General features: G+C 63.7%; 18 protein-coding genes and 1 pseudogene. 17 read left to right on the top strand and 2 right to left on the bottom strand.

Going from position 1 to position 18,135, the window contains the following annotated elements; genetic code table 11:
- The first annotated feature begins 72 nt into the window (after positions 1–72).
- From DM373_RS04380 to rpoS, 8 genes are all read left to right on the top strand, one after another.
- Entirely contained in the window at positions 73–1,185 is a 1,113-nt protein-coding gene (locus DM373_RS04380; RefSeq protein ID WP_110992400.1) for an S-(hydroxymethyl)glutathione dehydrogenase/class III alcohol dehydrogenase, read from the top strand.
- 10 nt (positions 1,186–1,195) lie between these two features.
- Positions 1,196–2,044 (top strand): S-formylglutathione hydrolase, encoded by an 849-nt coding sequence (gene fghA, locus DM373_RS04375; RefSeq protein ID WP_110992399.1) that lies wholly within the window; start codon positions 1,196–1,198, stop codon positions 2,042–2,044.
- 177 nt (positions 2,045–2,221) lie between these two features.
- Entirely contained in the window at positions 2,222–2,695 is a 474-nt protein-coding gene (gene ispF, locus DM373_RS04370) for a 2-C-methyl-D-erythritol 2,4-cyclodiphosphate synthase (RefSeq protein ID WP_110992398.1), read from the top strand.
- Positions 2,692–3,750, top strand: a complete 1,059-nt coding sequence (truD, locus tag DM373_RS04365) for a tRNA pseudouridine(13) synthase TruD (RefSeq protein ID WP_110992397.1) — start codon at positions 2,692–2,694, stop codon at positions 3,748–3,750. The genes ispF and truD overlap by 4 nt, the downstream gene beginning before the upstream one ends.
- The gene (gene surE / locus DM373_RS04360; RefSeq protein WP_110992396.1) at positions 3,738–4,487 is read left to right on the top strand and encodes a 5'/3'-nucleotidase SurE; all 750 of its coding nucleotides are present in this window, start codon (positions 3,738–3,740) and stop codon (positions 4,485–4,487) included. The genes truD and surE overlap by 13 nt, the downstream gene beginning before the upstream one ends.
- Before the next feature lie 38 nt (positions 4,488–4,525).
- Positions 4,526–5,164, top strand: a complete 639-nt coding sequence (locus DM373_RS04355; protein WP_167409799.1) for a protein-L-isoaspartate(D-aspartate) O-methyltransferase — start codon at positions 4,526–4,528, stop codon at positions 5,162–5,164.
- 246 nt (positions 5,165–5,410) lie between these two features.
- Complete coding sequence (locus DM373_RS04350; RefSeq protein ID WP_425272561.1) at positions 5,411–6,199, top strand: peptidoglycan DD-metalloendopeptidase family protein; 789 nt, start codon at positions 5,411–5,413, stop codon at positions 6,197–6,199.
- Positions 6,200–6,304: 105 nt separating this feature from the next.
- Entirely contained in the window at positions 6,305–7,312 is a 1,008-nt protein-coding gene (gene rpoS / locus DM373_RS04345) for an RNA polymerase sigma factor RpoS (RefSeq protein ID WP_110992393.1), read from the top strand.
- Positions 7,313–7,780: 468 nt separating this feature from the next.
- Here rpoS and fdxA read toward each other — a convergent pair whose 3' ends face one another.
- Both fdxA and mutS read right to left on the bottom strand, forming a co-directional pair.
- Positions 7,781–8,104, bottom strand: coding sequence for a ferredoxin FdxA (gene fdxA / locus DM373_RS04340; protein WP_110992392.1), 324 nt, complete (start codon positions 8,102–8,104; stop codon positions 7,781–7,783).
- Positions 8,105–8,243: 139 nt separating this feature from the next.
- Positions 8,244–10,817, bottom strand: a complete 2,574-nt coding sequence (gene mutS, locus DM373_RS04335; RefSeq protein WP_110992391.1) for a DNA mismatch repair protein MutS — start codon at positions 10,815–10,817, stop codon at positions 8,244–8,246.
- Between the two features lie 141 nt (positions 10,818–10,958).
- Here mutS and DM373_RS04330 point away from each other — a divergent pair, with 141 nt between their 5' ends.
- From DM373_RS04330 to DM373_RS29160, 9 genes and pseudogenes are all read left to right on the top strand, one after another.
- Positions 10,959–11,705 carry a LexA family transcriptional regulator gene (locus DM373_RS04330; RefSeq protein ID WP_110992390.1) on the top strand — a complete coding sequence of 249 codons (747 nt, stop codon included), beginning with the start codon at positions 10,959–10,961 and terminating at the stop codon, positions 11,703–11,705.
- Between the two features lie 468 nt (positions 11,706–12,173).
- Positions 12,174–12,527 carry a phage holin family protein gene (locus DM373_RS04325; protein WP_110992389.1) on the top strand — a complete coding sequence of 118 codons (354 nt, stop codon included), beginning with the start codon at positions 12,174–12,176 and terminating at the stop codon, positions 12,525–12,527.
- Positions 12,524–13,021 (top strand): hypothetical protein, encoded by a 498-nt coding sequence (locus tag DM373_RS04320; protein ID WP_110992388.1) that lies wholly within the window; start codon positions 12,524–12,526, stop codon positions 13,019–13,021. Before DM373_RS04325 ends, DM373_RS04320 begins: the two co-directional genes overlap by 4 nt.
- Positions 13,018–13,599 (top strand): phage baseplate assembly protein V, encoded by a 582-nt coding sequence (locus DM373_RS04315; RefSeq protein WP_110992387.1) that lies wholly within the window; start codon positions 13,018–13,020, stop codon positions 13,597–13,599. The genes DM373_RS04320 and DM373_RS04315 overlap by 4 nt, the downstream gene beginning before the upstream one ends.
- A 32-nt stretch (positions 13,600–13,631) precedes the next feature.
- Positions 13,632–13,778: pseudogene (locus tag DM373_RS29165) on the top strand (Com family DNA-binding transcriptional regulator); the annotation flags it as partial.
- Positions 13,779–13,873: 95 nt separating this feature from the next.
- Positions 13,874–14,200 (top strand): GPW/gp25 family protein, encoded by a 327-nt coding sequence (locus tag DM373_RS04305; RefSeq protein ID WP_110992385.1) that lies wholly within the window; start codon positions 13,874–13,876, stop codon positions 14,198–14,200.
- Positions 14,197–15,078 carry a baseplate assembly protein gene (locus tag DM373_RS04300; protein WP_110992384.1) on the top strand — a complete coding sequence of 294 codons (882 nt, stop codon included), beginning with the start codon at positions 14,197–14,199 and terminating at the stop codon, positions 15,076–15,078. The genes DM373_RS04305 and DM373_RS04300 overlap by 4 nt, the downstream gene beginning before the upstream one ends.
- Position 15,079: 1 nt before the next feature.
- Complete coding sequence (locus DM373_RS04295) at positions 15,080–15,691, top strand: phage tail protein I (RefSeq protein ID WP_110992383.1); 612 nt, start codon at positions 15,080–15,082, stop codon at positions 15,689–15,691.
- On the top strand, positions 15,684–18,134 hold the full coding sequence (locus tag DM373_RS29160) for a phage tail-collar fiber domain-containing protein (RefSeq protein WP_244215035.1): 2,451 nt from the start codon (positions 15,684–15,686) through the stop codon (positions 18,132–18,134). The genes DM373_RS04295 and DM373_RS29160 overlap by 8 nt, the downstream gene beginning before the upstream one ends.
- Position 18,135 lies beyond the last annotated feature (1 nt).

The raw sequence follows: 18,135 nt of genomic DNA, 5'->3' as shown, positions 1-18,135 counted from the left end.
GTCGGATTATTCATCAAATAGGCATGAATTACACTGCGAGACTGATATCGACACTCTGTCTGGAGACCCATGATGATCAAGTCCCGTGCTGCCGTAGCCTTCGAGGCCAAGAAACCCCTGGAAATCGTCGAAGTGGACGTGGCTATGCCCAAGGCCGGTGAAGTGCTGTTGCGCGTGGTCGCCTCCGGGGTCTGCCACACCGACGCCTACACCCTGTCCGGTGCCGACCCGGAGGGCATCTTCCCGTCGATCCTCGGCCATGAAGGCGGGGCGATCGTCGAGGCGGTAGGTGAGGGCGTCACCTCGGTAGCGGTCGGTGACCATGTGATCCCGCTGTACACCCCGGAATGCGGCAAGTGCAAATTCTGCCTGTCGGGCAAGACCAACCTGTGCCAGGCGATCCGCGCCACCCAGGGCAAGGGCCTGATGCCCGACGGCACCACCCGCTTCAGCTACAAGGGCCAGCAGCTGTTCCACTACATGGGGACTTCGACGTTCTCCGAGTACACCGTGCTGCCGGAAATCTCCGTGGCCAAGATCCAGAAGGACGCGCCGCTGGAGAAGGTCTGCCTGCTCGGCTGCGGCGTGACCACCGGCATCGGTGCCGTGCTCAACACCGCCAAGGTCAAGCCGGGTGACACCGTGGCCATCTTCGGCCTGGGCGGCATTGGCTTGTCGGCAGTGATCGGTGCGGTCAAGGCCAACGCCTCGCGCATCATCGCCATCGACATCAACCCGGCCAAGTTCGAGATCGCCCGCCAATTGGGCGCCACCGACTGCATCAACCCGAAGGACTACGATCGCCCGATCCAGGAGGTCATCGTCGACCTTACCGACGGCGGCGTGGACTTCTCCTTCGAGTGCATCGGCAACGTGCAACTGATGCGTGCGGCGCTGGAGTGCTGCCACAAGGGCTGGGGCGAGTCGGTGATCATCGGCGTGGCCGGTGCCGGCCAGGAAATCGCCACCCGTCCGTTCCAACTGGTCACCGGCCGCGTCTGGCGCGGTTCGGCGTTCGGCGGCGTGCGTGGCCGCAGCGAGCTGCCGAGCTACGTGGAGATGTCCGAGAAGGGCGAGATCCCGCTGGACACCTTCATTACCCACACCATGGGCCTGGAAGACATCAACAAGGCCTTCGACCTGATGCACGAAGGCAAGAGCATCCGTAGCGTTATCCACTTCTGAGGCCCTTGCCATGACGCTGGAAAACATCTCCTGCCAGAAAAGCTTCGGCGGCTGGCACAAGCGCTACCGGCACAGCTCCAAGGTGCTCGGTTGCGACATGGTGTTCGCCGTGTACCTGCCGCCCCAGGCCGAGCAGGGCGAGAAGCTGCCGGTGCTGTACTGGCTCAGCGGCCTGACCTGCACCGACGAGAACTTCATGCAGAAGGCCGGCGCCCAGCGTCTGGCCGCAGAGCTTGGGCTGATCATCGTCGCCCCTGATACCAGCCCGCGTGGCGAAGGCGTGCCGGGTGATCCGGAGGGCGCCTGGGACTTCGGCCTGGGTGCCGGCTTCTATCTCAACGCCACCCAGCAGCCCTGGGCCCAGCACTACCGCATGCACGACTACGTGGTGGACGAGCTGCCGGCACTGATCGAAGCGCACTTCCCTGCGTCCGATCAGCGCAGCATCAGTGGCCACTCCATGGGCGGGCATGGCGCGCTGGTCTGTGCCCTGCGCAACCCGGGGCGTTATCGCTCGGTGTCGGCGTTCTCGCCAATCAGCAACCCGATGGATTGCCCTTGGGGCGAGAAAGCCTTCAGCCGCTACCTGGGCGAAGACCGGGCGCGCTGGCGCGAGTGGGATGCCAGTGTGTTGCTGGCCGAGGCAGATGAATGCCCACCGCTGCTGGTGGACCAGGGGGATCGCGACGACTTCCTCGAAAAGCAGCTCAAGCCAGAGGTGCTGGAGCAGGCAGCCCGCAAGGGCGGGCATGGGCTGACCCTGCGTTTGCAGCCGGGTTACGACCATAGCTACTACTTCATCGCCAGCTTCATCGATGAGCATCTGCGCCATCATGCGGTGGCACTGGGCAGGGTCTGACCCAACAGCACTGTGTTGGCATTTTCGCGGGTAAACCCGCTCCCACAGGCTATTTGCAGCCCTCGGCTTGCAGCGTTCCTTGTGGGAGCGGGTTCACCCGCGAAGGGCTGCACAGCAGCCCCAATACGGCATGAAAGCAGGTAGAATCACGCCCTGTCTCAATCAGGGCGTTCTTCTATGCGTATTGGCCATGGCTACGATGTCCACCGTTTTGCCGACGGTGATTTCATTACCCTGGGCGGGGTGCGTATCCCCCACAAATACGGCCTGCTGGCCCATTCCGATGGTGACGTGCTGCTGCACGCCCTGAGCGATGCCCTGCTTGGCGCTGCGGCGCTGGGCGACATCGGCAAGCACTTCCCGGACACCGACCCGCAGTTCAAGGGCGCCGACAGCCGCGTGCTGCTGCGCCATGTGCTGGGTGTCGTGCGCAACAAGGGCTGGAAGGTCGGCAACGTCGACGCCACCATCGTCGCCCAGGCGCCGAAAATGGCCCCGCATATCGAAACCATGCGCCAGCGCATCGCCGAAGACCTGCAGGTCGAGCTCGACCAGGTCAACGTCAAGGCCACCACCGAAGAAAAGCTGGGCTTCACCGGCCGTGAGGAGGGGATCGCCGTGCACGCGGTTGCCCTGTTGCTGGCGGTATGAACGAACTGCAACTGCTGGGGCCGCGTGCCTCGGGTGAGGCCCTGGGTACCGCGGTGCTCAAGGCGGTGGCCGAAGATTTCCAGGTCGACGAAGTGCTCGACATCCCGCTGTCCGGCCAGGGCGAGCACCTGTGGCTGTGGGTCGAGAAGCGTGATCTGAACACCGAGGAAGCCGCCCGCCGCCTGGCGCGCGCCGCCGGCGTGCCAGTGCGTTCGATCAGCTATGCCGGCCTCAAGGACCGTCAGGCCCTGACCCGCCAATGGTTCAGCCTGCACCTACCGGGCAAGGCCGACCCTGACCTGTCCCGTGCCGAAGACGAAACCCTGCGTGTGCTCAAGCAGGTACGCCACCAGCGCAAGCTGCAGCGTGGCGCCCATGCGGCCAACGGTTTCACGTTGCGCCTGACTGCGCTGCAGGCCGACCACCAGGCCCTCGATGCGCGCCTCGAGCAACTCAAGCAACAGGGTGTGCCCAACTACTTCGGTGGCCAACGTTTCGGCCATGCCGGTGGCAACGTTTACGATGCCCAGGATTGGGCGGCGCGCCAGGCGTTGCCCGAGCAACGCAACCTACGTTCGCGGCTGCTCTCGGCGGCGCGCAGCTACCTGTTCAACCAGGTGCTGGCCGCGCGCGTGGCCGATGGCAGCTGGCAGCGCGCCCAAGTCGGCGATTTGCTGGCCTTCACCGACAGCCGCAGCTTCTTCCCGGCGGGGGAGGCCGAGTGCAGCGATCCGCGCCTGGCCATTCTCGACCTGCACCCCACCGGCCCGCTGTGGGGTGAGGGCGATGCCCCGAGCAGTGGCGCCACGCTGGCGATCGAATCGGCCATCGCCGAACAGCATCCGGCACTGTGCCAATGGCTGGCGCGTGCGGGCATGGATCACGAACGACGCATCCTGCGGCTCCCTATTGGGCGGCTGACGTGGCATTATCCCGAGCCTGATATCCTGCAACTGGAATTCGTCCTTCCGGCCGGATGCTTCGCCACCGTGGTGGTGCGCGAACTCGTCGATCTGGTGCCGGCAGGGCAGACGGACAGCCCATGCGTATTCTGATTTCGAATGACGACGGTGTTACCGCACCTGGCCTCGCTGCGCTGCATGCTGCGCTGGCGGATTACGCCGAGTGCGCGGTGATTGCCCCGGATCAAGACAAGAGCGGCGCCGGCAGTTCGCTGACGCTGGACCGGCCCCTGCACCCGCAGACCTTGGCCAATGGCTTCATCAGCCTCAACGGCACGCCGACCGACTGCGTGCACCTGGGGCTCAACGGCCTGTTGCCGCATACCCCTGACATGGTGGTGTCCGGTATCAACCTGGGCGCCAACCTGGGCGATGACGTGCTGTATTCCGGCACGGTCGCCGCCGCGCTCGAAGGGCGCTTCCTGGGGGGCACGTCACTGGCCTTCTCGCTGCTCTCGCGGCAAACCGACAACCTGCCGGCGGCGGCCTACATCGCCCGTCGCCTGGTCGAGGCGCAGGCTCGCCTGGAGCTGCCGCCACGCACCGTGCTCAACATCAACATCCCCAATCTGCCGCTGGAGCATATCCGCGGCATCCAGCTCACTCGGCTGGGGCATCGGGCACGCGCAGCGGCACCGACCAAGGTGGTCAACCCGCGGGGCAAGGAAGGCTACTGGATCGCCGTGGCCGGCGATGCCGAGGATGGCGGGCCGGGCACGGACTTCCACGCGGTGATGCAGGGCTATGTGTCGATCACCCCGTTGCAGCTGGACCGCACCTTCAATGACGCCTTCGAGCGCTTCGAGGGCTGGCTGGAGGGCGTGCTCTGATGCGCGAACAGGACGATCTGATGCGCCGAGGTATCGGCATGACCTCACAGCGTACCCGGGAGCGGCTGATCCAGCGCTTGTGCGAGGAAGGCGTGTCGAACCCCCAGGTGCTCGACGCGATTCGCCGGACCCCGCGCCACCTGTTCGTCGACGAGGCGCTGGCGCACCGTGCCTATGAAGACACCGCGTTGCCGATCGGCCACAACCAGACCATCTCGCAACCGTTCATGGTTGCGCACATGAGTGAGCTGTTGCTGGAGGCCGGGCCGCTGGACAAGGTGCTGGAGATCGGCACCGGCTCCGGCTACCAGACGGCGATCCTGGCGCAGCTGGTGGAGCGGGTGTTCTCGGTGGAGCGCATCAAAGTCCTGCAGGACCGTGCCAAGGAGCGTCTGGTCGAGCTCAACCTGCGCAACGTGGTGTTCCGCTGGGGCGATGGCTGCGAAGGCTGGCCGGCGCTGGCGCCGTACAACGGCATCATCGTCACCGCCGTGGCGCCGGAGGTGCCCCAGGCACTGCTTGACCAACTGGCACCCGGCGGGCGCATGGTCATCCCGGTCGGGCCGGCAGGAGAGGTGCAGCAGTTGATGCTGATCGTCCGCGAAGAGCACGGTTTCTCGCGCCGCGTGCTGGGGGCGGTGCGCTTCGTGCCGTTGCTCAACGGCCCGCTGGCCTGACAAAACGCGGAATATTTGCGTCAGCAACGAATTCCCGCGGCCGGGCCCTGTCTATCTGGCGGGGTATCTGGCGTTCGCCGGTTCACTACGGGCCACCCCAAGCGAGGCGGCTCGGTTATAATTGCAACATTATTGCATTTTGCATCGTCATCTTTCGGCACCATGAGGGGAGCGCGGGTGGGTCACACAGGCATTCGGCAGCGCAAGGAACGATCGGTTTTGAAGCTTGTGGTGATTGCGCTGGCCATGGGAACCCTGTTGGCTGGTTGCTCCAGTACCGGCTCGAGCGGCGCGCGCGTGGTCGACCGCAACAGTGCTGCGCCCAAGCGCCCGGCCGTCACCTCTGGGCAGTACGTGGTCAAGCCCGGCGACACGCTGTTCTCCATCGCCTTCCGCTACGGCTGGGATTACAAGGAGTTGGCGGCGCGCAACAACATTCCCCCGCCCTACACCATTCGCCCGGGCCAGCCGATTCGCTTCAGCAGTGGTGCCGGTGGCAGCACCACGGTGGTCACCAGCAGCCCATCTTCGTCGAGCAAGACCACAGTCATCCGCCGCCCGGTCGGTACCCCGCCACCTGCGGCGAACAATGGCAAATCGGCCACTTCGGCGTCTTCGTCTTCCTCGCAAACGGTTGCCCAGGTGCCCGCCGCAGAGCGCGCCGTTGGCGGCTGGACGTGGCCGTCTAACGGCGTGCTGATTGGAAAATTTGCTTCAAACGGCAGTTTGAATAAAGGCATTGATATCGCCGGTGATTTGGGACAGCCTGTTTTTGCTGCCGCTGATGGTGCAGTGGTTTACGCGGGGAGTGGCTTGCGGGGCTACGGCGAGCTGATCATCATCAAGCACAGCGATACCTACGTCAGTGCCTACGGCCACAACCGCAGGCTTTTGGTTCGGGAGGGGCAGCAGGTCAAGGCAGGGCAGACGATCGCAGAGATGGGATCCACGGGCACTGATCGGGTGAAGCTGCATTTCGAGATTCGCCGCCAGGGTAAACCCGTCGACCCACTCCAGTTCCTGCCACGCCGTTGATCCTTGTCCCAGCCTGTTCCTCCGACGTAGAGGGGACAGGCTCCAGCGCTACCACGGAAAGGTGACGCTCGAGTCTGAGTTCGAACTCAGCAAAGGACTATAACAATGGCTCTCAGTAAAGAAGTGCCGGAGTTTGACATCGACGACGACCTGCTCCTGATGGAGACAGGCATCGTTTTGGAAACGGATGTGGTGTCAGACGAACCTGCTGTACCTTCGGTTCGGACCAAGTCGAAACAGAGCGCATCGCTCAAGCAGCACAAGTACATCGATTACAGCCGGGCGCTCGATGCCACCCAGCTGTATCTCAACGAAATCGGCTTCTCGCCTCTGCTTTCGCCAGAGGAAGAAGTGCATTTCGCGCGCCTGTCGCAGAAGGGCGACCCCGCAGGGCGCAAGCGCATGATCGAAAGCAACCTGCGCTTGGTGGTGAAGATCGCCCGTCGTTACGTCAATCGTGGCCTGTCGCTGCTCGACCTGATCGAGGAAGGCAACCTGGGCCTGATTCGTGCGGTGGAGAAGTTCGACCCCGAACGCGGCTTCCGCTTCTCGACCTATGCCACCTGGTGGATCCGCCAGACCATTGAGCGGGCGATCATGAACCAGACCCGCACCATCCGCCTGCCGATTCACGTGGTCAAGGAGCTCAACGTCTACCTGCGTGCTGCGCGGGAACTGACGCAAAAGCTCGACCATGAGCCGTCACCGGAAGAGATCGCCAACCTGCTGGAGAAACCGGTCGCCGAGGTCAAGCGCATGCTCGGCCTCAACGAGCGGGTCTCGTCGGTGGACGTTTCGCTGGGCCCGGACTCCGACAAGACACTGCTGGACACGCTCACCGATGACCGTCCCACCGACCCCTGCGAGTTGCTGCAGGACGATGATCTGTCGCAAAGCATCGACCAGTGGCTGGGCGAGTTGACCGACAAGCAGCGAGAGGTCGTTGTGCGTCGTTTTGGTTTGCGAGGCCATGAAAGCAGTACCCTGGAGGACGTGGGCCTGGAGATCGGCCTGACCCGTGAGCGGGTGCGGCAGATCCAGGTCGAGGGCCTCAAGCGCCTGCGCGAAATCCTCGAGAAGAACGGTTTGTCCAGCGAGTCCTTGTTCCAGTAACACTGACATCGCCGCAAAAAACGCCCCGATAATTTCGGGGCGTTTTTGTTCTTGGGGGCTAAATGTTTAGTTATCTACCCTTGTGCTATTGCGTGTAAGCAATCGCTTACTTGTTGTGTAAGCAATCGTTGTAGGGGTTAGTAAATCAATGTCGTTTTCACTGACGTACTTTTCCTAACCTACTGAATGTCAAGTGATTTTATTGTGTTGGCAATTGTGGCGCCTGAAATCTCTTGAGAGATTCGCTGCTTGTCGGCCCCGTGGGAATCGCTAGTATTCGAACTGTGCCGACGGACAGGCACAGGTGCTCAGGATGAGTGCCAGGACATCGCAGGGAGCGATTCATCAGGACGATGAGTGGGATATACAGGGACTACGGAAAAAATGTGGGCGGGTCAAACCGCCCCTTTTTTTTGCCCGCTGAAAATGCAAAAAGGCCCATTGCGGGCCTTTTTGGTATCTGGACGATCAGCGCTCCAGATCGGCGATCTTGCCTGGCTTGCCGTCCCACTCTTCAGCGTCGGGCAGAGGGTCCTTGCGCTCGGTGATGTTCGGCCAGATCTCCGCCAGCTCGGCGTTCAGCTCGATGAAGTTCTCCATGCCGGAGGGTACTTCGTCTTCAGAGAAGATGGCCTGGGCCGGGCACTCTGGCTCGCACAGTGCACAGTCGATGCACTCGTCCGGGTGAATCACCAGGAAATTCGGGCCTTCGTAGAAGCAGTCCACCGGACAGACTTCCACGCAGTCGGTGTATTTGCATTTGATGCAGTTGTCGGTGACGACGAAGGTCATTTCTAATTCTCTCCTCAGGCGACGGCAGCTTGCCCTTCCTTCCAGGGCAGCGCGGTTCACGGTGGTGGCTGCAGGCCAGGCTAATAACCTGCAGCGCTCGCGAACCGCGCCGGATTCTACCAGCTTGTGTGGGTGGCCGTTATAACAGGTTCTTCAGTTGATATAGCATTTCGATAGCTTGACGCGGGGTCATGTCGTCCAGCTCCAGCTTGCCCAGCTTCTCGATGGCCGGGTGTGGCAGGCTGGCGAACAGATCGCTCTGGTGCGGCACGCTTGGCTCGCCCTTGCTCTTGCTGGCAATCGGCGTTTCATGCGGCAGGCTGGTGGTTTCCAGTCGGCCCAGGTGCTCACGGGCACGCTGGATCACCGGCCCCGGCACGCCCGCCAGTTGCGCAACGGCCAGGCCGTAGCTCTGGCTGGCAGGGCCAGGCAGCACGTGGTGCAGGAAGACGATGCGTTCATTGTGTTCGGTGGCGTTCAGGTGCACATTGGCCACCAGCGGCTCGCTCTCCGGCAGCACGGTCAGCTCGAAGTAGTGCGTGGCGAACAGTGTATAGGCACGCAACTGGGCCAGGCGCTCGGCGGCTGCCCAGGCCAGCGACAGGCCGTCGAAGGTGCTGGTGCCGCGGCCCACTTCGTCCATCAGCACCAGGCTGCGGTCGGTGGCGTTGTGCAGGATATTGGCGGTCTCGCTCATCTCGACCATGAAGGTCGAGCGCCCGCCGGCCAGGTCATCGCTGGAACCGATACGGGTGAAGATGCGGTCGACCAGCGACAGCTCGCAGCGGGCGGCGGGCACGAAGCTGCCGATATGGGCCATCAGCACGATCAGGGCGGTCTGGCGCATGTAGGTGGATTTACCGCCCATGTTCGGGCCGGTAATGATCAGCATGCGGGTGCTGTTGTCGAGCCCCAGGTCGTTGGCCACGAACGGCGTGGTCAGTACCTGCTCGACCACCGGGTGGCGGCCCTGCTCGATGCGCAGGCAGGGTTCGTCGACGAAGCTTGGGCAGTTCAGGTCTAGGTTCAGCGCGCGCTCTGCGAGGTTGCTCAGTACGTCCAGCTCAGCCAAAGCGGCAGCGCTGTCCTGCAGCGGTGCCAGGTGGCCGATCAGGGTTTCGAGCAGGGCGTCGTAGAGCATCTTCTCGCGGGCCAGGGCGCGGCTCTTGGCCGACAGCGCCTTGTCTTCGAAGGCCTTGAGCTCAGGGGTGATGAAGCGCTCGGCGCCTTTGAGCGTCTGGCGGCGAATGTAATCGCCTGGCGCCTGCTCGGCCTGCTTGGTCGGCAATTCGATGAAATAGCCGTGTACGCGGTTGTAGCCGACCTTGAGGTTGGCCAGGCCCGTACGGGCTTTCTCGCGGGCTTCCAGGTCGATGAGGAACTGGCCGGCGTTCTCGCTCATCGCCAGCAGCTCGTCGAGCTCGCTGTCGTAACCGGTCTTGAGCACGCCGCCGTCGCGGATCACCGCGGGCGGGTTGTCGATGATCGCCCGCTCGAGCATGCCGGCCAGTTCGGGGTAGGTGCCGGTGATCGCGGCCAGGCGCGCCAGGTGCGGCGCCTCGAGCTCGGCCATGGCGTTCTGCAGCTCGGGCAGGGCGCCGAGAGCGTCGCGCAGGCGCGCCAGGTCACGCGGGCGCGCGTTGCGCAGGCCGATACGCGCCAGGATGCGTTCGAGGTCACCGATCTCCTTGAGCTGCGGCTGCAGTTTTTCGAAGCGGTAGCCGTCGAGCAGGCAGCGGATCGAGTCCTGGCGCGCCTTGAGCACTTTGAGGTCGCGCAGCGGGCGGTTCAGCCAGCGGGTCAGCAGGCGGCTGGCCATGGCGGTCTGGCAACGGTCGAGCACCGACTGCAGGGTGTTGTCGCGGCCACCGGCCAGGTTGATGTCCAGTTCCAGGTTGCGGCGGCTGGCGGCATCGAGGATGACGGTGTCGTCCATGCGCTCGTGGCGCAGGCTGCGCAGGTGGGGCAGGGCGGTGCGCTGGGTTTCCTTGGCGTAGGTCAGCAGGCAACCGGCGGCGCCGATGGCCAGGGTCAGCTTGTCGCAGCCGAAACCTTTGAGGTCCTTGGTTGCAAACTGCTGGCACAGGCTCTTGCGCGCCGAGTCACGGTCGAAGTCCCACGGTGCACGGCGGCGAGCGCCCGGGCGCTTCTCGGCCGGCAGGCCCTGGGGCCAGTCATCGGGGATCAGCAGCTCGACCGGGTTGATGCGCTCAAGCTCCGCCAGCAGGTTCTCCCAGCCCTTGATTTCCTGCACGCTGAAGTTGCCGCTGGTGATGTCCAGCACCGCCAGGCCGAACAGGCGCTCATCGCCCAGCAGGGCGGCGATCAGGTTGTCGCGGCGCTCGTCGAGCAGGGCCTCGTCGCTGATCGTGCCGGGGGTGATGATGCGCACCACCTGGCGCTCCACCGGGCCCTTGCTGGTGGCCGGGTCGCCGATCTGCTCGCAGATCACCACCGATTCGCCGAGCTTGACCAGCTTGGCCAGGTAGCCTTCCAGCGAATGGAACGGAATCCCGCACATGGGGATCGACTGGCCCGCCGACTGGCCGCGCGCGGTCAGGGTGATATCCAGCAGTTTCGCGGCTTTCTTCGCATCTTCGTAGAAGATCTCGTAGAAATCGCCCATGCGGTAGAACATCAGCTGGTCCAGGTGCTGGTTCTTCAGCTTCCAGTACTGCTGCATCATCGGGGTGTGTGCGGAGAGATCAGACATTCAGGGCCTTACAGCGGGTGGTCTGGTGGCAAATTGCGAAACGCGTAATGGTACAGGCTTTTTACGCCTGCTGCAGGGCGTATGGGTGGGGCAAAACTTCGCGCCGCGGGGTGATTGCATTTACCTTGGGCGGGCGGCATTATGCACGCTATGCAAAAACGCAACGTAGCATCCACTCTCAAAGCGCTGCTCGAGCGCCACGGCCTGTCCCCGACAGAGCTGCACCGGCGCACGGGCATCCCGCAATCCACGCTTTCGCGCATTCTCAGCGAAAAGATCGTCGACCCTTCCGACAAACACGTGTCGAAGATCGCCGAGTATTTCGGCGTGAGCACCGATCAGCTGCGCGGCCGTGCCGAACTGGGCGACACCCGTGAAGCGGCGCCGCGCACCGAGGCGCATGCGGCGCTGAGCGATATCAGCCTGTGGGACGATGAAACCCCCGTCGAGGATGACGAGGTGTCTGTTCCTTTTCTTCGTGAGGTCGAGTTGGCAGCAGGATCAGGAAGATTCGTCATCGAAGAAAGCGAGCACGCACGCTTGCGTTTCGGCAAACGCAGCCTGCGCCACAACGGCGTGCAGTTCGACCATGCCAAGTGCGTGACGGTGCGCGGCAACAGCATGCTGCCGGTGCTGCGTGACGGCGCTACGGTAGGGGTCAACACCGGCAGGTGCACCATCGGCGACATCATCGATGGCGATCTTTACGCCATCAACCACAACGGCCAGCTGCGGGTGAAGCAGGTCTACCGGTTGCCCACCGGCATCCGCCTGCGCAGCTTCAACCGTGATGAGCACCCTGACGAGGACTACAGCTTCCAGCAGATGCAGGACGAGCAGATCAGCCTGCTGGGCCACGTGTTCTGGTGGGGCATGTACGCGCGCTGAGCCACCTTGATTCCCGACGAAAACCCGCCCAGGCGGGTTTTTTTTCGTCCGCAGAAAAGTCCTACCCCCCACGTCCATCAAGCCCTTCATGCATTTAAGCAAAAATCAGCGCATAAATAGTTGAATAAATGCATTGACTGCATATGCATTGATGCATAACCTGTGTCTCAAGCCGGTCAGCAACCGGTTGTTACACAGGCAGCGATGAACAGGCCTCAATTGTTCAGAGGGTTGGCAACTGGCCCGGGTGTGCAGCGTAAAGCACCACGATCAGTTATCCGGCGGGCAGGTGGCCGCGGTCGGAGACACCAATTTGAAGCGGAACCGCGCGGCGTCACCAGTCGTGGCCAGCGGTTCGCCAACGCATTACTGAAAAGCCTGCAAGCCGGGCTTTTTGGAATGCCGAAGGCAACAACCATCCGTTCGCCGGCATGTCGCCGGCGGGCATCACACAAGGAGTACAGGACAGTGACGAACGAGCAACAGACGTTGCTGGAAATGCCGCTCTGGCTGGTGATCGTCCTGGCATTGCTGGGCGGCCTCAGCGGCGAAATGTGGCGCGCCGACAAGGCCGGTGCCCGAGGCTGGTCGCTGATCAGGCGGCTGCTGCTGCGATCCGGGGCCTGCATGGTCTGCGGGGTTTCAACGGTCATGCTGCTGTATGCAACGGGCATGTCGATATGGAGCGCCAGCGCCTTTGGTTGCCTGACGGCGATGGCCGGCGCTGATGTGGCCATCGGCCTTTACGAACGATGGGCCGCCAAGCGCCTGGGTTTGCGCGAACCGATCAACGGTGATCAACCCTGGAAGGAGGATGCATGAGCCAGTTGGCGATATTGCAAACGACGCTGACCCAGACCATTCGTGAGGCGATACCAAACCTTGCGTCGGTAGAGGGCGAAGCAATTGCAGGAAGCAACCCGGCGTTGCCGGCCCTGCGCCACGGCATTGTCAGCATGGTCGCCGACGCCGCCCCCCGGGATGGCCGTTCGGTACTGGCGGTGACTTTCGAGGCCGATATCACCCTTGACGCAGCCAGCACGGATGCCCGGTTGCAAGGCAGCGAACTGGCGGCGCAATTGATGGACCTGCTGCGCCAGCAACTCTGGGGCCTGGAATTCGTCGAGGCGACCCGCAACGTCCAGGCGCAGTACCTCGGGGCCCAGTGGAAGGTGCGCTGGGAACAGCCAGTGCTGTTGGGCGAGCCACGCTGGGAGTGGCCTGACCAGCCGCCGGGCAGCCTGGTGCTGGGTTTCGAGCCGGATACCGGGCCGGGCAACGAAGGCCGCTATATCAGACCGGAGGATCTGGCATGAGCTACGCCAATGCCATGCACGATCGCATGTTGGCCGCCCTGGTGATCCCGTGCCGGGTAGTGGCGGTGGACCTGGCCGCTGCCCGGGTGCGTGTGAGTGACGGCGGCGGCTGGACCAGCACCTGGGTGCGCTGGCACGCACTCGCTGCCGGCAAGGCCCGCCACTGGCGGGTGCCCAGCCTGGATGAACAAGGTGTTCTGGTAAGCCCCAGTGGCGAGCCCGCGCAAGGCACCTTCGTGCCGGGCCTGTATGGCAATGCCGGGGCTGCGCCGGACAACCGCGAGCATGTCGAGATCTGGCGTTTCGACGACGGCGGCTCGCTGAGCTACGACTGGCAGGCCAGCCGCTACGACATCCAGCTGCCCAATGGCAACGCCAGCATCAAGGTGGGCGCCAGCACGCTGCAGGTCAGCGATGCCGGCATCACGCTCGAGACCTCAGCCATCACCCTGGATGCCACGTCCATCACCCTCACTGGCAACGTCGCCATCAATGGCCCGCTGCTGGTCAGCGGTGACATCAACGGCGGCGGTCGGATCATCGATACCGCCGGCAACACCGCCAATCACAAGCACTGAGCCCACCCAATCGGTGCCAGGGAGGCACGCCCATGCTCAAAGACCTGCGCTGCGGCCATTGCGCGCGACTGCTCGCCCGCACGGGCGATTTCACCGAACTGCAGATCAAGTGCCCGCGCTGCGGCACCTTGAATCATGCCAAGGCCTCGAGCCCTGCGCGATCGCCTGCGAGCGACCAGAGTGCGCAGCTTTGCGCACGCCATCACGCTCTTCTACAGGTAGAGAACGCCATGCATATTCATGAACGGGCTGCGCCTGCGTCGGGAGGTGCCCCATGATCGGCCTGGACCGCCGTACGGGGCAGCCCCTGAGCGGCATCGCCCACCTTCGCCAATCCATCGAAGACATCCTCACCACCCCCCTCGGCAGCCGGCGCATGCGCCCCGACTATGGCAGCCAGTTGCGCCGCTACGTCGACCTGCCGGTCAACGACGGCTGGAAGAGCGCCGTGCAGGCCGAGGTTGCCCGGGCCCTTGGGCGCTGGGAACCCCGCCTGGCACTTGAACGGGTGCGGGTGGTTGCGGTGCTCGATGGCCAGGTCAGCCTGGCCCTGAGCGGCCGTTATCTGGGCGACGACGCACTGCTGGAGGTGAGCGTATGAGCCAGGTCGACCTGTCCAGGCTGCCAGCGCCCCAGGTGCTCGAAGACCTCGATTTCGAGGCGATCTACCAGGACGACCTGGACACCTTCCGCAGCCGCATGGGCGACGGCTGGAACGCTTTGCTTGAGAGCGACCCTGTCACCAAGCTGTTGGAAGTCGGGGCTTACCGCAAGCTGCTCAACCGGGCGCGGATCAACGACGCGGCCAAGGCGCTGCTGCTGGCCTACGCCGAGGGCAGTGACCTGGAGCAGTTGGCCGGCAACGTCGGCCTGCAACGCCTGGTCATCCAGGCCGCGGACCCAACCGCCTTGCCACCTGTCGAGGCCTTGCTCGAGTCCGACGACGCCTTGCGCGAGCGGGTGCAGTTGGTCTACGAAGGCCTGACCACCGCCGGCCCGCGCAACAGCTACATCCTGCATGCCCGCAATGCCTCAGGGCAGGTTGCCGATGCCACGGCCGAAAGCGCGTCGCCAGCCGTGGTGGACATCACCGTACTGAGCTTGGACGGTGACGGTACCGCCAGCCCGGCACTGCTGGCCGAAGTGGCCAGCTACCTCAACGACGACGACATCCGCCCGGTGGCCGACCGGGTGGTGGTGCGCAGTGCCGAGATACTGCCGTATCGCATCGATGCCGTGCTACACATGGCCGGCAGCGGCCCGGAGTACGAAGCGATCCTCGCCGAGTGCCGACGGCGCCTTGAAGGTGCGATCAACCCACGACGGCGCCTGGGCGTTGAGGTAGCGCGTTCGGGCATCGACGCGCTGCTGCACATCGATGGCGTCAGCCGGGTCGAGCTGATCGGCTGGGCCGACCTGCAGCCGAGCAAGGCGCAAGCGGCCTGGTGCAGCGGCTTCGACCTCAAGCGCGGAGGCTGACATGCAAAGCCTTCTGCCGCTCAACCGCACACCCCTTGAACGCGCCCTCGAGGCGGCTGCCGACGAAGACCTCAAGGCGGGGCTGCGCAGCTTGTACAACCCCGACAGTTGCCCGGCGCATCTGCTTTATCAACTTGCCTGGGCCTGGTCGGTCGACCGCTGGGACGACAGCTGGAGCGAGACGATCAAGCGATCGGTGATCCGCTCGGCGTTCTTCGTGCATGCCCACAAAGGCACGCTCGGCGCGTTGCGAAGGGTGGTCGAGCCCTTCGGCTACCTGATCGAGGTGCGCGAATGGTGGCAACTCGAGCCGGTAGGCGTACCCGGCACTTTCGCCCTCAAGGTGGGGGTGGAGGAGGCCGGTATCGATGAGCAGACCTACCAGGAGCTGAGCCGCCTGATCGACGACGCCAAACCGGTCAGCCGCCACCTCATCGGCCTCGATATCAGCCTCGAAAGCCTGCTGCCGGCCTACCAGGCGGTTGCCCTCAACGAGGGCGAACTGCTCGAGGTGTACCCCTGGGAAGCGGCGGACATCGACGTGCACCTGGGCACTGCGCACTGGGTAAACGAAACCACTCTGGACATACTGGACATCTACCTCAATGGCTAACTCAACCACCCAATTCGGTGGGTTCCTGACCAACGTCGGCATCGCCCAGCAGGCCAACACCGCCGCGCTGGGGCTGCCTTGGAACATCACCCACATGCTGATCGGCGATGCCGGCGGCGAACCCTCGCAAACCCCCGACCCGACCCCGAAACCGACCCAGAACGCGCTGGTGCGCCAGGTCTACCGTGCGCAACTCAACGCGCTCTACCAGTCGCCAGCCGACCCCGGAGTGCTGGTGGCCGAACTGGTGCTGCCGCCGGAGACCGGCGGCTGGTGGATCCGCGAACTTGCGCTGGAAGACGCCAACGGCAACTTCATTGCCGTGGCCAAGCCGGCGCCGAGTTACAAGCCACTGCTGGCCCAAGGTTCGGGGCGTACCCAGACCATTCGCATGCATGTGGTGTTCGGCAACCTGGCCAACGTCACCCTGAAGATCGACCCGAGCATCGTCCTGGCCACCCGCGACTACGTGGACAAGGCCCGTGAAGCGGCCGAGCTCTATGCACGCAATCAGCTCAAGGCCCATGTGGAGGCCGCCGACCCGCATCCGCAATACCTGCGCCGCGCCGATGTGGCCAAGGACGCCGGGCCGCTGGCCTGGCTCGGCGCGGCCGGCGGCACTGCAGATGCGCTGGTGCTGACGCTCAAGAGCAGCGAGGCGGCGCTACCTGCCTACGCGGCTGGCCAGCGCTTCCAGTTCCAGGCCGTCGCCACCAACACTGGCGCGGTAACGGCACGCATCAATGGCCGGCCAGCGGTGGCGGTGAAGAAGGCCGGCACCGGCGGCCTGGTCGACCTGGTCGGCGGTGATGTGCGCGCCGGGGCGCTCTATGACCTGAACTACGACGGCACTTACTTCCAGCTGGGTGGCGGTGTCAGCAGCGGCCGGGCTTTTGAAAGGTTCTCGTTCGCGGCCTCGCTGGGGCAAACGGTGTTCAATGCCCCGCATTCGATTGGAAGCACCGTCGTCCTGCGTAATGGCCGGGAAGTAACCGACTACCTGGCGGATGGCCAGAAGATCACCTTCCGTGCTCCTTGTGGCATGGGGGAGGCGGTGGAGATCCTGGCATTCGGCACTTTTCAGGCGGTCGACACGTACACCAAGGCCGAAATGGATATGTTGGTGAAGACGGCCTCGGCACTCCCTGTCGGCACCATGCTGCCGTTCCCCAAGAGCACAGTTCCGCTGGGCTTCCTAGAGATCGATGGCAGTGCGCAGAGCGCGGCGTGTTATCCGGACCTGGCTGCTTACCTTGGCTCGACGTTCAACACCGGCACCGAGGAGGCCGGGTTCTTCCGCTTGCCTGACTCTCGCGGTGAATTCTTGCGTGGCTGGGATCATGGGCGCGGGATCGATCCTGGACGGACGTTGGGAAGCGCTCAGCTTGACCAGATGCAACGCATCACCGGCAGGCTGGATAACATCAACTCCGGCACCGCTTTCGGTGCCGGTGAGGGCGCGCTGAAAAAGAGCGGCAGCAACGTGCAGTCTCACACCACATCCGGGGGTGGATCTTGGCCGAAAGACCTTGAGTTTGATTCCGCGGCATCGCCTGGAGCTCGAACTGGATCGGAAACGCGCTCGCGAAACCTGGCGGTGATGTGGTGCATCAAGGCGTGGAGTGCGCCTGTCAATCAGGGGAGTATCGATGTCGCTGCCCTGGCTGCTCAAGCCGCCACAGCGATGCCGAAACACTACCATTCTGGCCTTGGGATGTCGGTCAACGCTGGCGCGCCGGCGTCGACAATCGATGTCGCTCCTGGTTTGGCCCGTGGCTTGGGGCGCTCGGTTGAGTTGTCCAGCATCATCAGTGGTGTGCTCCAGGCCTCTGGTGGCTGGTCTGCCGGTACGGCTGGCCGCAAGCTAGATACCGGGGCACGGACGGCAAACAGCTGGTACCACGTCTTCATCCTTCGACATGTCGAGAGTGGCGAGCCTGATTTGCTGTTCTCACTAAGTCTCGAGCCAAACGTACCGCCAGGCTATGAAACCATCAGGCGTACGGGATCGATCCTGACCGGCGCGACGGGTGAAGTAGTCCCGTTCATCGACGTTGGCAGAGAAAGGTTCTGGTCCGCACCTGTCAAGGAAGGTGCCGGTTCGTTCGCCGCGACGGGGGCAGTGACTCAGGCGCTGACATTGACTGTGCCGCGCGGTGTGCGGGTGATGGTAAAGCTTCAGATCGCCTACGCCGGCGCCGCCATCAACCTGTACCTGCGTCCGACTGATAGCCAGTCGATGAACATCTCTTACATTCCTGATGTAACAGCTGCCGCGCTCGCTGGCTGGAACGTCGGTATGACCATGAATACCTACACCACTGAGCAAAGCTCACAGGCGTTCGACGTGCTCACCGACCTTTCGGCTGCGATTGTCATGCAGGCCTACGCCCTTCAAGGGCTCTATTCAATTACCAACCTCGGCTACACCGAATTGCTGTGAG

Origin of the sequence: Pseudomonas sichuanensis (assembly GCF_003231305.1) — a bacterium.
GTDB classification, from domain to species: domain Bacteria; phylum Pseudomonadota; class Gammaproteobacteria; order Pseudomonadales; family Pseudomonadaceae; genus Aquipseudomonas; species Aquipseudomonas sichuanensis.
Note: the sequence above shows the minus strand (reverse complement) of the source record. Positions and strands in the feature narration are given on the sequence as shown.